Consider the following 14,599-nt stretch of genomic DNA (forward strand, 5'->3'; position numbering starts at 1 on the left):
ACAATAAAAAAACAGCGCCCCCTCCCCGAATACCGGAGACAGGAACGCTGCCTATTACTAGTCCTCTTTACCTCACTGTACCTCTTTATACCTCTTTGAATCTCTCTGTATATCTCTCTTACTATTAATTATTCCAAATATCCCTTAATCAGTCCCAGCGGCAGCAGCTTCGGCTGCTCGCAGGTGGTGGTCAGCTCCGCGTAGCGCTTAGTGTCTGAGCTGGTGTGGAAGGCGTGCATCATCTCCAGCACATGATTCGCCAGCTCGCCGTTCGCACGCGGAGTCTCTCCGGTCTCGATGCAGCGCGCCATATCCGCTACGCCGATGCCCCGGCTGTTCCCCTCATAGCTATGAACCACCGGAATCTCCTTGAATTCGGAGCTATGCGCCGGGCGCAGCAGGATCGGGCCGCCGAAGGTGTTCGGGTCCGGCACAATCAGGGTGCCCAGCGAGCCGTAGATCTCGATACGCGGCAACGTGCTGTGCCAGACATCGAAGCTGGTAATCATCGTTGCAACTGCTCCGCTGGCGAACTGGATCGTTCCGGCCACATGCGTAGGGACTTCAACCTCTACAACCTTGCCGAACTTCTTCTCACTGGTGATCGTCCGGGTAGGGAAAGAGGTCTTGGTCATGCCGCATACCGTAGTCGCCGGGCCCAGCAAGGATACCAGAGCCGTCAGATAATACGGCCCCATATCGAACATCGGGCCGCCGCCGGCCTGATAGTAGAATTCAGGGTCCGGGTGCCAGCTCTCATGACCATGGCAGAGCATGAAGGCCGTTGCCGCCACCGGCTCGCCGATATATCCGTCTGCAATCAGCTTGGCGCAGGTCTGCAGACCGCCTCCGAGGAAGGTGTCAGGAGCACAGCCGATGAACAGATTCTTTTCTTGGGCCAATGCGACCAGCTCGGTTCCGTTCTCAAGCGACAACGACAGCGGCTTCTCCACATAGACATGCTTGCCTGCGAGCAGCGCCTGCTTACACACCTCGAAGTGATAATTTGGCGTCGTCAGATTCACAACAATCTCAATCTCATCCGAAGCCAGCAGCTCCGCTGTTGTCCAGACATTCGGCACTCCGTACTGCTCTGCCGCCTGCTGCGCCCGCTCCAGATTCAGATCCGAACAGGCGTAGACCTCCGTATTCTTGAAGGTTCCGGTCAAATTTTCAAAATAAATGCCGCTGATATTCCCGCAGCCAACAATCCCAATTTTAACTTTACGCACGCTGTATCCCACCTTGTCCTTCGTTTATTTAGCTGCCCACAAGAAGCCCCGGCGCATCAGTTCCTTGGCCTCCGGAATATCGAACACATCCGCATGATGTCCAAGCGCGTTATAGAATACCTTGCCCTGGCCCCATTTCTTCGTATAGACCACCGGCATCGTGATGACACCATTGGCCGAATGCTCGCCTTCACTCATGACAAAAGTAGTGGTAGCCAGTACATTCACTGCTGGATCGACATGCAGATAATACTGCTCAGACTTCACCATGAAGTCCTGCATGCCTTCTACAATCGGGCTGGAGCCGGATTTCACGATGTTCACTTCATAATCCACTCCATCGTTGAAAGGATGCGCCACCCATTGCGACCCGGTCAGAAATTGCCATTCAGTATTATTACGGAAGGAGTCGCACATCCCGCCGTGGCAGCCGGCAATCCCTACGCCCGAGGCGACAGCCGCCAGCACCGCTGACACCTGCTCTCCTTTAATCTCACCCATGGTCCATACCGGCACAATCAGATTCAGCGCCTTCAGCGCCTCCGCATCATTGAAGCTGTCCAGCGTATCCGAGACTTGAACCTCGAAGCCTTCACTCGTAAGGATATCTGCAAAAAGAGCCCCTACCTCATTCGGTTCATGCCCGTCCCATCCGCCTTTTACAATCAATGCCTTCTTTGCCATCTCAAGCTCTCCTTTTTGTCCTATTTATTTAAGTTTGGGTTATAGATTGATTAAGATCAGGTCTTCCTGAAGAAATTGTAATCCATTCGGGTCGTCCCTGCTCGTCATTTTGCTTGTGAGAATGGTCATTTTTTGCTAAATTTAAGATTGCATGATGCGATAAGTATCTAATCACTGAAACCGCTTCCTGACGAACAGCCGGGAATGACGAGAACAGGAGTAACCATGAGAGCGTTTCATGAGAACCGGACGTATGGCTATGCGTTCCCCTTCACTGCCTTTGTGAGCCGCAACATTAATTTCCTGGCCCACTGGCACAATGATCTGGAAATTGTCTATGTCCTGGAGGGTTCGATCCGGATGGGGATCAACTCCGAGACACGGGTGCTGAGTGCCGGGGATCTGGCCGTGTGCAGCAGCGGAGATATCCATTATTATGACAGCAAGAACAGCGAGTCCAAGCTGCTGATGATTATTTTCAATCCTTCACTGATCGGATATCCCGCAGGCTGGCCCCTGAATAAGCGGCTGATGTCTCCTTTTCTGGACCAGAGCCAGTCTGCTTTAGAACAAATTAACCCCCGCCTGCCTGCAATTATGCATGAGCTTCTGGAGGAGCATCTGGAGAAGCCCCCGCATCATGAACAACTGGTGACCGGCCTGCTGCACGAGCTATGTGCGCTGATTCTGCGGCAGATACCGCTGGATATCGTGAATCCGCATAAGGATAAGCGGCGCATTACGAATATGAAGATTATGCAGGGGGTGCTGGAATACCTGGATATCCATTATATGCACCCCATCACCCTGGCCGATGCCGCCCGGCATGCCAATATGAGCCTGTTCTACTTCTCCCGCTTCTTCAAAAGTATCTCAGGCATGAGTTATGTGGCGTACCTGAATAGCATCCGCGTCAATCAGGCAGAACGTCTGCTGCTGGGCACCGATAAAAGCATTCTGGATATCGCCCTGGAATGCGGCTTCACCAATATCCGCACCTTCAACCGGGTGTTCAAGCAGGTTAAGCTGCGGACACCGAGCGAGCTGCGTTAGACTAAAATATCCAAAAGAGAGAGTAACGGCCTCGCACAGGAGAGTATCCTTGCGTGGGCGTTTTTTTGCGGTTATATGGATTCCCCAAGTCCACACCAAACCAGTAAACCTGAATATTACTATAATAATCGTAAAGTATGCTGCTGATGGAACGAAATTCAAATATACGGACAGGAAGTGATAAAGCAATGGCCTTTTTATCAACAGGACCGATCGAAAATAACCCGGTTAGCGGAGTGAGGCCTACGGGTACAGGGGAAGGGGCTACGGGTGGTACCGGGGCTACAGGAGTTACTGGAGCTACCGGAGTCACCGGAGTCACTGGAGTCACCGGAGTCACCGGAGTCACTGGAGTCACTGGAGTCACTGGAGTCACTGGAGTCACTGGAGTCACTGGAGTCACTGGAGTCACTGGAGTCACTGGAGTCACTGGAGTCACTGGGCTCACTGGCGTCACTGGCAATACATCTACAGCCCGCCACCTGTTTATTGGCAAAACCACTTCCGGTACGCTTACTGCCAATGACGAAGTTCAGTTTACTCAGCCGCCACTTGTCGATAACGGCGCTCCTGATATTGTACAAACATCAGCAACCAGAGTTACTCTGTTACGGGGAAACTACTGGGTTTCATGGAATATAAGCGGAGGTGTTCCCACCGGAGCCACCGTTCTGTCCTTTGCCTTGCGAAATGACACGTCGCTAATCCTGGGTAGCAGAGCAGTCAACAGCGTTGCTCCGACTGCTCCACAAACCATTTCTTTAGGGGCCAATCTAATCATAGCCGTGCCTGATGCCGGCTACTCTATTAATTTATTTAACGATGGTGACGATGCAGCCGTAACCGCAGTAAGTGGTCGGCTTGCCGTCCAAATATCGTTTATTAAATTATCGGATTAACTGTAACTGCTCGTAGAGTAACAGTATCTCAGTCATGATGGAAGCCGGAAAGCAGCCTCTTTGGCAGGGGCTGCTTATTTCTTTTTACTGCTGCTGAATACTGATGGAAGCATTCTGAAATTAATGCTGAATAACCAAAAGTTAGGCCCCTATATATATCATCAAAGTTCTTCGAAGCATACGATAGGGTTAAACCAACATAAGGAGGTTACTTATATTGTCCAATCCCAATATCCCTAATATCACACCTGCGATTTCATTAAACAGAGATGATGTTGTCAACCTTTTATTCTCTTCCATTGCTATGCAGGAGCTTGGACTAGCCCATATTCTTAACGCGGAAGGGGAGAAGATCCAATTCGCCTTGGGCACGCTGCCAGGATTAAGTGGTCCCCCTGCTACAGTAGCCCAGGTGCTTGAAATGAATAATAACGTACAGTCCATGCTGCGTACCACCTTCAAGCAGGATATGATGCTGGATTTCAGGCTTACAACCGCCGCCAATCTTCCTATTGTAATCGGACCTAGCGGACCTGCAGGACCACCGGGGCCTCCAGGTGGTGTCTTAAGTGTCAACGGCAAGACAGACGCAGTGGTACTGGGTGCGGAAGATGGCGTCTTCCCTATCTTCCTTGATAATCCTTCGGATAGCACCCTGGGCCAGTTTACAGAGCCCGGCGTTTATAGCTCGGATAACCCGGACGGTCTGCCGCCTCCGGACGGTCCACCCGCCCCGGGTAATCCTCCTCTGGCGCACCCTGCCGTGTGGACGATTTATGTCTCCCGTGTTGGCAACTATGTCCAGCAGCTTTATATTTCCAACCCTTCCCTCTACTACCGCAGCAGCCAGAATGGTGGTCCCCCTTACAATCCATGGATTCCCATCGGGGAACAAGGGCCTACGGGGCCAACAGGAATAGGAGTTACAGGGCTTACCGGACTTACCGGGATGACCGGGGTTACTGGCCTTACAGGATTTACCGGGTTGACCGGGCTTACTGGCCTCACGGGGCTTACCGGATTGACCGGGCTTACTGGCCTCACGGGGCTTACCGGGTTGACCGGGGTGACCGGTGTCGAACCTACCGGGGCTACCGGACTTACTGGCCTCACGGGAGTTACCGGGTTGACCGGTGTTACAGGCCTCACAGGAATGACTGGATTGACCGGTGTTACCGGTGTCGAGCCTACCGGGGCTACCGGGCTTACCGGACTTACGGGAGTTACCGGGTTGACCGGGTTGACCGGCCTCACGGGGCTTACTGGGTTGACCGGGATGACCGGTGTCGAACCTACCGGGGCTACCGGTGTTACAGGCCTCACGGGAGTTACCGGGTTGACCGGTGTTACAGGCCTCACAGGAATGACTGGATTGACGGGTGTTACCGGTGTCGAACCTACCGGGGCTACCGGACTTACTGGCCTCACAGGGCTTACTGGGCTTACCGGGCTTACCGGGCTTACGGGTCATACAGGGCAAACCGGATTTACCGGGATGACTGGATCCCTTGCTACCGTTCGGCATTTAACTGTTGCAAATACTAGCTCAAGCGCAAATGTGGCTCCCGGTGTAGTCCCTCTCACAACTACAATAACTAATGTTGATCATGGTAGCCCAGACATTACGAGGACGGGTTCGACCATAACACTATTAACCGGCACCTATTTAATTACTTGGGATATTAGCGGAGGCCCTGTAACAGCGGGACAAGGTATGCTTTTTGAGATGCAGCAAGGTGGTGTTGCGAATTCAATTATAGGTAGCAAAGCAGCTAATAGCGCCGCTATAACTAGTCAAACTGTTGGTCTTTCTGCCACTTTCCTTCTAACTGTGGGGGCAACCCCTGTAGATATCACTTTAGTCAACGTTGGCCCAGGACAGGTACGCATAAGCACAGTTGCAGCACGAATTGGAGCGATGATAACCGTTGTGAAAGTCTGATCATTCAAGATAAGAAATGAACCCTATTTTAAGGAGGCTAACCATTTGTCTAATCCCAACATTCCCAACATCAGCCCCACGATTACATTAACAAGGGATGATGCCGTTAACTTGCTGCTCTCCTCGATTGCCATGGAGGAGCTCGGACTTGCCCATATCATTAACGCAGAAGGTGAGAAAATCCAGTTTGCCCTGGGTACGCTGCCTGGAATCACCGGTCCTGCCGCTACGCTCGAACAGGTACTTGACGTCAACAGCAGTGCCCAAGCCATGCTAAGTACCATCTTACGCCAAGAGATGATGCTCGATTCTAAGCTGGATGCTGCAGCCAGTATTCCCACACTGGTTGGACCTACCGGAGCACCCGGGCCTACCGGTGCCGCCGGAGCCGTCGCAAGCGTCAACGGTCAGACTGGAGAAGTGGTGTTGAATGCTGAGGACGGCGTCTTCCCCATCTACAATGACCTGCCTTCAGATAGCACACTCGCCCAGTATAACGATCCTGGTGTCTATAGCTCGGATGATCCGAATGGTCCGCCTCCCCCGGACAGCCCACCTGTAGCCCACCCTGCCGTGTGGACGATTTATGTCTCCCGTGTTGGCAACTATGTCCAGCAGCTTTATATTTCCAACCCTTCCCTCTACTACCGCAGCAGCCAGAATGGTGGTCCCCCTTACAATCCATGGATTCCCATTGGGGAACAAGGGCCTACGGGGACAACAGGAGCAGGAGCTACAGGACTGACGGGCGTTACGGGCGTCACGGGCGTTACAGGCGTTACAGGTAACACTGGGGATACTGGTCAAACCGGCGTCACCGGACTTACCGGGCTTACCGGTGTGACTGGCGTTACGGGAATGACCGGACTGACGGGCGCTACTGGTGTGACCGGCGTTACGGGAATGACCGGGCTTACCGGTGTGACTGGCGTTACGGGAATGACCGGACTTACCGGTGAGACCGGCGTTACGGGAATGACCGGACTTACCGGTGAGACCGGCGTTACGGGAATGACCGGACTTACCGGTGAGACCGGCCTCACGGGGATGACCGGGCTTACGGGGCTTACCGGCGTTACGGGAATGACCGGACTTACCGGTCTGACTGGCGTTACGGGAATGACCGGACTTACGGGTCTTACCGGTGTTACGGGAATGACCGGGCTTACCGGTCTGACTGGCGTTACGGGAATGACCGGGCTTACCGGTGTGACTGGCGTTACAGGAATGACCGGAGTTACCGGTCTGACTGGCGTTACGGGAATGACCGGACTTACGGGTCTTACCGGCTTCACGGGAATGACGGGGCTTACGGGCGTCACGGGGCTAAGTGCTACTGCACGCAACTTAATTGTCGGAAATAATTCTGCTAGTGTAACTGTAACGGCTAGTAATGGAGTAGTCCCTCTTAATTATTTTGGTCCTGACAACGGATCACCTGATATTACTGTAAATGGCGACGCCGTACAATTATTGACGGGAACGTATTTAGTTACCTGGATGATAAGCGGGAATGTGACAACGCAAGGCAACAACTTAACTTTTGAACTGCGCTTAAATGGTGCAGCCAATTCTATTGCGGGCAGCAGAGCTACGAATAGTCTACCCACTGCTGGTGAAACCATCGGTGTAATAAATACCTTCCTCGTTAATATAACTACAACCAGTGGATTAGTAACGCTGGTGAATGATGCTCCTACGCCTGCCGTGTTAACCACAGATAATGCTCGATTAGGAGCCCAGATTACATTTGTCAAAGTCTCTGAATAATAGCTAGACCATAACATTCTTTATCAAAAGCCCTTACCCGGCAGCAAGTCCTGCTCCCTGCAAGGTACGGGCTTTTTGTGTGAAACGATTCAGTCGTCTGCTCTTCCAATTATATCTTATCCTTTCACCGGAAACTGACCACAATACACTTATTACAAGTCTATTTGTCTTCATCCAGGAGGCTGTCTATTGCGAAAGAACAATCCGGAATTTCCGCCAGCACATCTGGCAATAAATGTAATACCGTCTATATCATGCAGCTCGTTACGATCTTTCTGGGCTTTGTCGTCTATGGCATCTCGGAAAATATCAAAAAAACCGCCATTCCGCAGATTCAGCTGTCGTTCAATCTGGATGAAGGACAGCTCGGCCTGCTGCGAGGTCTCCAGGCGGAATATGGCTTCATCGGCTTGTACGCTGCCGTCTGCTCCGTGGCGGGCATTGTACTGTATGTGTATTTGAAGCGGCGGCAGGAGTTGATCTAGGCTTTGATGAAATTAGGCAGGACAGAGGTGCTCCCGCTATGACTTTTCTTTTTACAAATACTCCTTAAGCCATGCTTCCCCGCTAATTGCTCCACAGCCCGGTTCGCTTCCAGCAGAGACATGGTGATGAAGCAGTCGTAACTGCAGTAGCTGATCGGCTTGCAACCCAATTATCCATTATGAAAATATAGGATTAACTGCACCTGACATGTGCAATTACAAGATTTCTATCCTAATGGAGCCGAGAAGCAGTTGCGGACACCGAGCGAGCTGCGTTAGCTTGAAATATTCTAAGGAAAAAGAAACGGCCTCGCACAGGAGAGTATCTTGCGGGGTTGTTTTTTTGCGGTTATATGGGTTCCCCAAGTCCACACCAAACCAGTAAGTCTGAATATTACTATATTAATCATTAAGTGTGCTGCCGATGGAACGAAATTCAAATATACGGACAGGAAGTGATACAGCAATGGCCTTTTTATCAACAGGACCGATCGAAAATAACCCGGTTAGCGGAGTGAGGCCTACTCAGCAGGTTACCGTTAAAATCGATAATCGCAGCGTGAGCTCGGCGTTCTCTGTATCTATTCAGGGGTATTATCTAAATGCGGGAACAAGGGTCTTGTACGTTAGCGAAGTTGTCCAGCTTGCAGCAAATCAAGTCATTACGAAGAATTATTACGCAGATTTTAATGGTTTTGAATTTATATTTGTTACATCTGATAATGTGCCTGAGTTGAGCAATTTCGTTCAAATTTCGGTGTGGGGCAAGAGTAGTACTGGTCAACTGGTCACCGCACACCGGTTGGTGTCTGAAGAATTGCTCGGAGAACATAATGGCGGAGGGAAAGGGCCGACTGGAATGACAGGACCGACTGGTCCAGGAGGAGGGGCTACGGGGCCGACCGGTCCAGGGGGAGGCACAACAGGGCCGACCGGTGTGACCGGACCGACCGGTCCAGGGGAAGGGGCAACAGGGCCGACCGGTGTGACGGGACCGACTGGTCCAGGGGAAGGGGCTACGGGGCCGACCGGTGTGACAGGGCCGACTGGTCCAGGAGAAGGGGCTACGGGGCCGACCGGTGTGACGGGGCCGACTGGTCCAGGAGAAGGGGCTACGGGGCCGACCGGTGCTACAGGAGTTACCGGAGTTACCGGAGTCACTGGTGTCACTGGTGTCACTGGTGTCACTGGTGTCACTGGTGTCACTGGTGTCACCGGAGTTACTGGAGCTACCGGTCTTACCGGAGTTACTGGTGCTACCGGCCTTACCGGAGTCACTGGTGCTACCGGCCTTACCGGAGTCACTGGTGCTACCGGTCTTACCGGAGTTACTGGTGCTACCGGCCTTACCGGAGTCACTGGTGCTACCGGCCTTACCGGAACCACAGGGCCTAATATATTAGCCACTCATGGACGATTTGTACCGGTCAATAACACAACAGTAGCTAATAACACCACGGTTAATATCCCGTTCAATACCGTATTTGCTCAGGGGATTACCCTTGGAGGTACCGGTGGTAACCAGAGTATAGTGATACCAGATACAGGCATTTATTTTGTTGCCTACAACATTCGATTGTTTATTAGTGATACCTCTGCAAGTGCCGATATTATAACTGTTATACCTACTTTGAACGGTGCAATTACCCCCTTCCCCTCCTATCTGTATAAAGCTGCTGGAGGAACTACAGGCTCTGGCGGCCTGGCCCTGGCGGCCAGTGGTCTGATAAATGTAACTACGGCCAACACAGAGCTTATTTTCCCAGTCTTAGCACAAGGGATTACAGGGTTAACCTTGCAAATCACAGGACAAAATGACACTTACAGTAATGTAAGCATATTTAAAATTTCTTAACTTGGTACTACTGATATTAGCAGCTCAGAAGCTCTGTATTTCGCATCACGTACTGCCTTTATGTTTACTGTAGTTCAAACGCATAATTGCATTTGTCGTTAATAGGCTCGTATTGGTTAGGGAGATCATACAACCCTGCCGATACGGGCTTTGTATTCATTATACGACGAGATAATAATACCTTGCCCTTTCACCGGAAACTGACTACAATACACTTATTATAACTCTTTTAATAACATCGATAGAATCATCCGGGAGGGAAAAACCGCTATGCCACAGCCGTCTCATAACACACAACTGGTCAAAAAGATAAATGTAGAGCTGGTGAAAAATGCACTGCGCACTTCCGGCACCGGTACCAAAGCCTCCATTGCCGGGCAGACCCGGCTCAGCGTGGCTACCTGCGGCACCATTCTGAATGAACTGGTTCAGACGGGTGAAATTCTGGAGCTGGGCTGGGAGGAATCCAGCGGCGGCAGACCGGCGAGAATATACCAGTTCAACGCAGATTACTCTTCTATCATCTGTATGATTGTGCGTTCGGAGGGCGGCCGGCAATCCATTACGTGTGCGCTTGCCAATCTGAACGGTGAGATCATAGAGGAAGCTGTTAAGGACTATGACGAGATTACTCCAGATACCCTTGGGAAGTGGCTGGATGAGATGATTGCGGAGCATCCGAATGTGCAGGCGATCGGTATCGGCATTCCGGGGGTTGTGCAGCAGGACCGAATAGGGATCTGTGATGTCCCTGCGCTTGCAGAGCAGCCGCTCGGGCTTTTCCTGAAGGAGCGCTATGAAGAGGTAGAGATCATCATTGAGAATGATATGAATCTGACGGTGTATGGCTTGTACCAGAAGCTGCTGCTGGACGAAGAGAGTCATTTTGCCGTTCTGACCTTCCCCAAGAATCATTATCCGGGGGCCGGCTTCATGGTGAACGGACGTTTGCTGAACGGCCACAGCTTTTTTAGCGGTGAGGTATCTTATCTGCCTTACGGCATACCCAGAGAAGAGCAGCTCCGGCTGCTCCAAGGTAATGGCGATCCCCGCAAGCTGGCCGTACATGCACTGGTATCCATCATCAGCATCATTAACCCGGCCACCATTGTAATCACGGGCGATAATATCGCACCGGAGATGCTGGAGGATCTGCGTAGCGGATGCCTGGAGATTATTCCGCAGGGCCATATGCCCGAGCTGATGATTCAGCGGGATACCCGGCAGGAATACATGAGCGGACTGATTACCACAACCACGGAAAGCCTGAATTACCGGTTCCACCTGGTTGAACGAAAGTAAGGCACAACTATTTTGTATCATCCAGGAGGCTATTTACTGTGAAAGCTCAATCCGGCAATTCCGCCAGTGCACCAAGCAGCAAACGCAATACTGTCTATATCATGCAGCTCGTTACCATCTTTCTGGGCTTTGTCGTCTTTGGAATCTCGGAAAATATTAAAGGACCCGCCATCCCGCGGATTCAGCTCGCCTTCAACCTTAATGAAGGCCAGCTCGGCACCCTGCTCTCACTGAATGCACTCGGTTATCTGATCGCCTGCTCGTTCACCGCCGTGCTTGTCCGCAGATGGGGCATCAAGGCAGTCACCGTTATTTCGTTCGCATCGATGGTGATCTCGGGGGTGCTGATCTATCTCTCTCACAGCTATCCGCTGTTCGCCTCCTCTTACTTCCTGATGTACATCGGGAACGGGATGCTGGAGATCGGGCTGGCGATTCTGGGGGCACGTATTTTCGTCAAAAACACGGGAATGATGATGAACTTATCCCACTTCTTCTATGGACTAAGCTCGACCGTTGCACCGCTGCTGGCAACCGGGGTGATGTCGCTGAGTGTATTCGGTCATACGCTGGACTGGCGGGGGATGTATCTGGTCATGCTATCGCTCTGCCTGCTGCCGATTCTGTCGGCGCTGCGAAGCACGTTTCCCGGGGATGATCTGCCGAATGAGGACCGCACCTCCTTCCGTACCCTGACGCGCGATTCCGCGCTCTGGATGATGGTGATGATTCTGTCCTTCGGCGTGGTCTCAGAGCTGGCTGTGGGCGGCTGGCTGGTTAACTTTCTGGAAAAAGCCTACGCCTGGGATACCGTCCGCGCTTCCGGCTTACTGTCAGCCTTCTTCCTGCTATTCTCCCTGGGACGGCTCTTGCTGGGTGCACTGACAGACCGGATCGGCTTCGTGCTCTCGCTGATTATCTTCTCCTGCTTCTCGGCGGTCTGCACCTTCGCCGCCTTGGCCGGCGGGGAGCGTCTCGCCTTTCTGTTCGCCCTGTCCGGGGCGGGGATCGCGATTATCTACCCTACCGTTATGGCCTTCATCGCCCGCCGTTACCCGAACGGAAGCGATACAGCCATTACCTTTGTGGTCACCTTAATGGGCCTCGGTAGCGTCATCGGCAACTATATTATCGGCTGGGTCATTGAGACCGTCAAAAGAATGTACGGCAGCACTACAGAGATCGGCCTGCTGCGCGGACTCCAGGCAGGGTACGGTTTCATCGGCTTATGCGCCGCCATCTGTTCCCTGTCGGGCATCGTGCTGTATGTGTATTTGAAGCGGCGGCGGGAGCTGATCTAAGCTCTGATGGAATCAGGCAAGACAGAGGGCGCTGCCGCTCTGCTCTTGCCTTTTAAGAGTCCTTTTTCTTATGTAGCGAAAGCAGTATTATAAGGACAATCAACTGTATTGCTGCCAGGATGAGAACTGCAAGTTGTTGGCCTGTCGATAACGACTGAATAATAGGAATAAACATTACATGGCCTCCAGATGTACAACTAATCTTTGGTACTCGTTTAATAGACAATCCAATTCCCTCGACTTCATCAACACCCGATCATCCAGTAAACCGTATTCTTTAGCCAACCCGTTCAGTTCCTTTCTTCTTTCTTCGATCTTTTGCTGTAGGTTGTCCATATAAATGATTCTCCCATATTTTGATGTTTAACCCATTTTAACAAGAGTTACCCAACAAAGAAAAAAGCCTTTTAGGATTCACGCTTTAAAAATTTTTTCGCCCTTAGACACAAAACAACCCCCGCTTTTAAATCACGGAGGTTGTTTTTGTTTGATTTTTTCAAGAACCTTCACCATTTGAGAGCGTGGATACGGTCACAGGAAAGGAACTGTCAGGTGGAATGGGCGGTATTACTCCCAAGAACAATGAACTACAGAGAAGGGTCACTAAAAGCAGGGATGAAAGCCACTTGCGCATCTTCAATCACTCCTTTCATAAAATGCTCATACCTTGCCTTTTGTTGTGCCAAAGCCTGATTTCGGTACTGCTCAAAAAAGGCCGCACAATTTATGATGAGGTTCTTGTTGCTCAATGCAATGGAATGGGACAACGCTTGTAGCAGCCGATCGATCCCTTCTTGATACTGATGGTGAAACAGACAATACTTAGCCAGCTCATAGCATAACCGCGCGTAGCGGTCACGTTGGAAAACATCTTGATAATGCACATGGGCAGGCCAGGAATCGTTCGTCAGTAACTCATCTATTTGATCTTTGAAATGAGCAAGCACTTTGTCAGCCTCATATTCAAAACGGTTAACTGCATTCATGATGGTCAGCAGGCTAGGCAGCCACTCTTCTGGATACTTGTCTAAAAAGGTTAGATATTCTGGCAAACAATCAAAATGTCCCATAAGCACATTCAGATTATAACGATTGGCCTCAGCAAACCGTGTGAATTTGTAGATTTCCTTCCAACCAGTATCATCCAGGTTTTTGAACCAGCTCAGATCCTCATATCCGGCAATATACTCTAAAGCTTGTTCATAGTCTCCCATCCACTCCAGAGCATTCCCTTTCAGCAAAAAACTCTGCCCATAATAAAAGACCAAATGACGTTCTGTGATAAAGGCTTCCGTTTCGGTGATTCCTCTACGTGAGCGTTCTTTTTTTGGGAAGAGAATAATAGTCAGCAAGGCTTTCATTTCATCGGCATATTGGATCACTTCGTCCCATTGCTGCAGGTTAAAATGAACATTGGCTAATTGCAGGAGGCCGTCTAATTGCAGGTTTTCGGAAAGACGATTTCGATAAGATGCAAATTTGAGCGCAGCCTCATGGTTTTTTTTCATGTCAGTGCCTAGTCTTGCTCGAAACCATTTGTAATGACTTGTGGCTAGCCGCTCAGAATGCTGCTTGATCTCATTTTCACAGATACAGCGGTAAAACGGAATGGAAGCCTTCCACTCTCCTTGGGCAAAAAGTGACTCAGCTAAAGTGAATACATCTTGGATATGAACAGGCTCTTCCATGATTTGGTTCAACGTGGCAGTAATCAAATCCTCTTTTTCAAGCTGTACACATCGCAGCAAAAAATTTTTAATCTGTTTCCAGTGTGTTTTTCCGCTGGCAAAGCATTCGGTCACATATAACTCATACAGCCAGCCAGGAGGTTGGCCCAGTACCTTTCCGATCAAGTCTAACTGCCTAACGGGTATAGGTTTTGAAGGTATGCTCGTAAAGATAGCACTTAATAGACCACGGTTTATCCCGCTTTGCTGTGCAAGTTGATGCAATGTTACATTCTGCTGTTCCATCTCTCTCTCGATCAAGGTTAGTATAGAAGCTATTGGTTTAACAAGAGAGCTAGGGTTTGGAACATGTTTGTTATTGCTCAATAGGATGTTCCCCCATCTCTTC

12 protein-coding genes are annotated in these 14,599 nt (G+C 50.8%); 8 read left to right on the plus strand and 4 right to left on the minus strand.

Annotation, left to right across the window (positions count from 1 at the left end; genetic code table 11):
- Positions 1-128: 128 nt before the first annotated feature.
- Complete coding sequence (locus tag J2Z70_RS08690) at positions 129-1,232, minus strand: Gfo/Idh/MocA family protein (protein ID WP_209871608.1); 1,104 nt, start codon at positions 1,230-1,232, stop codon at positions 129-131.
- A 24-nt stretch (positions 1,233-1,256) separates the two neighbouring features.
- Positions 1,257-1,916 (minus strand): ThuA domain-containing protein, encoded by a 660-nt coding sequence (locus J2Z70_RS08695; RefSeq protein WP_209871611.1) that lies wholly within the window; start codon positions 1,914-1,916, stop codon positions 1,257-1,259.
- 204 nt (positions 1,917-2,120) lie between these two features.
- Between J2Z70_RS08695 and J2Z70_RS08700 the strand changes: the two genes are divergently transcribed.
- The 8 genes from J2Z70_RS08700 (at position 2,121) to J2Z70_RS08735 (ending at position 12,523) form a co-directional block, all read left to right on the plus strand.
- Positions 2,121-2,969: an AraC family transcriptional regulator gene (locus J2Z70_RS08700; protein ID WP_245368081.1), complete on the plus strand. Its 849-nt coding sequence runs from the start codon at positions 2,121-2,123 to the stop codon at positions 2,967-2,969.
- Positions 2,970-3,157: 188 nt separating this feature from the next.
- The gene (locus J2Z70_RS08705) at positions 3,158-3,868 is read left to right on the plus strand and encodes a hypothetical protein (protein WP_245368082.1); all 711 of its coding nucleotides are present in this window, start codon (positions 3,158-3,160) and stop codon (positions 3,866-3,868) included.
- Positions 3,869-4,085: 217 nt separating this feature from the next.
- A complete protein-coding gene (locus J2Z70_RS33615) occupies positions 4,086-5,810 on the plus strand; it encodes an alpha-helical endospore appendage domain-containing protein (protein WP_281068126.1) in 1,725 nt (574 codons plus the stop codon).
- 45 nt (positions 5,811-5,855) lie between these two features.
- Positions 5,856-7,580, plus strand: a complete 1,725-nt coding sequence (locus tag J2Z70_RS33620) for an alpha-helical endospore appendage domain-containing protein (RefSeq protein ID WP_281068127.1) — start codon at positions 5,856-5,858, stop codon at positions 7,578-7,580.
- A 254-nt stretch (positions 7,581-7,834) separates the two neighbouring features.
- On the plus strand, positions 7,835-8,065 hold the full coding sequence (locus tag J2Z70_RS08720) for a hypothetical protein (protein WP_209871795.1): 231 nt from the start codon (positions 7,835-7,837) through the stop codon (positions 8,063-8,065).
- A gap of 859 nt (positions 8,066-8,924) precedes the next feature.
- Entirely contained in the window at positions 8,925-9,920 is a 996-nt protein-coding gene (locus J2Z70_RS08725; RefSeq protein WP_245368084.1) for a collagen-like protein, read from the plus strand.
- 270 nt (positions 9,921-10,190) lie between these two features.
- A complete protein-coding gene (locus J2Z70_RS08730; RefSeq protein ID WP_209871618.1) occupies positions 10,191-11,222 on the plus strand; it encodes an ROK family protein in 1,032 nt (343 codons plus the stop codon).
- A gap of 101 nt (positions 11,223-11,323) precedes the next feature.
- Positions 11,324-12,523 carry an MFS transporter gene (locus J2Z70_RS08735; protein ID WP_209871778.1) on the plus strand — a complete coding sequence of 400 codons (1,200 nt, stop codon included), beginning with the start codon at positions 11,324-11,326 and terminating at the stop codon, positions 12,521-12,523.
- A 174-nt stretch (positions 12,524-12,697) separates the two neighbouring features.
- Here J2Z70_RS08735 and J2Z70_RS08740 read toward each other — a convergent pair whose 3' ends face one another.
- On the minus strand, positions 12,698-12,859 hold the full coding sequence (locus tag J2Z70_RS08740; RefSeq protein WP_209871620.1) for an aspartyl-phosphate phosphatase Spo0E family protein: 162 nt from the start codon (positions 12,857-12,859) through the stop codon (positions 12,698-12,700).
- A 251-nt stretch (positions 12,860-13,110) separates the two neighbouring features.
- Positions 13,111-14,577, minus strand: a complete 1,467-nt coding sequence (locus J2Z70_RS08745) for a helix-turn-helix domain-containing protein (RefSeq protein WP_209871622.1) — start codon at positions 14,575-14,577, stop codon at positions 13,111-13,113.
- Positions 14,578-14,599 lie beyond the last annotated feature (22 nt).

The organism is Paenibacillus silagei, assembly GCF_017874735.1.
Taxonomy (GTDB): Bacteria; Bacillota; Bacilli; order Paenibacillales; family Paenibacillaceae; genus Paenibacillus_AQ; species Paenibacillus_AQ silagei.

Bases quoted from the DNA above. Each gene is read 5' to 3' on its own strand.
- J2Z70_RS08740 (WP_209871620.1), bottom strand. From the start codon at position 12,859: ATGGACAACCTACAGCAAAAGATCGAAGAAAGAAGAAAGGAACTGAAC.
- J2Z70_RS08730 (WP_209871618.1), top strand. From the start codon at position 10,191: ATGCCACAGCCGTCTCATAACACACAACTGGTCAAAAAGATAAATGTA.
- J2Z70_RS08700 (WP_245368081.1), top strand. From the start codon at position 2,121: ATGACGAGAACAGGAGTAACCATGAGAGCGTTTCATGAGAACCGGACG.
- J2Z70_RS08735 (WP_209871778.1), top strand. From the start codon at position 11,324: ATGCAGCTCGTTACCATCTTTCTGGGCTTTGTCGTCTTTGGAATCTCG.
- J2Z70_RS08705 (WP_245368082.1), top strand. From the start codon at position 3,158: ATGGCCTTTTTATCAACAGGACCGATCGAAAATAACCCGGTTAGCGGA.
- J2Z70_RS08695 (WP_209871611.1), bottom strand. From the start codon at position 1,916: ATGGCAAAGAAGGCATTGATTGTAAAAGGCGGATGGGACGGGCATGAA.
- J2Z70_RS08720 (WP_209871795.1), top strand. From the start codon at position 7,835: ATGCAGCTCGTTACGATCTTTCTGGGCTTTGTCGTCTATGGCATCTCG.
- J2Z70_RS08725 (WP_245368084.1), top strand. From the start codon at position 8,925: ATGACAGGACCGACTGGTCCAGGAGGAGGGGCTACGGGGCCGACCGGT.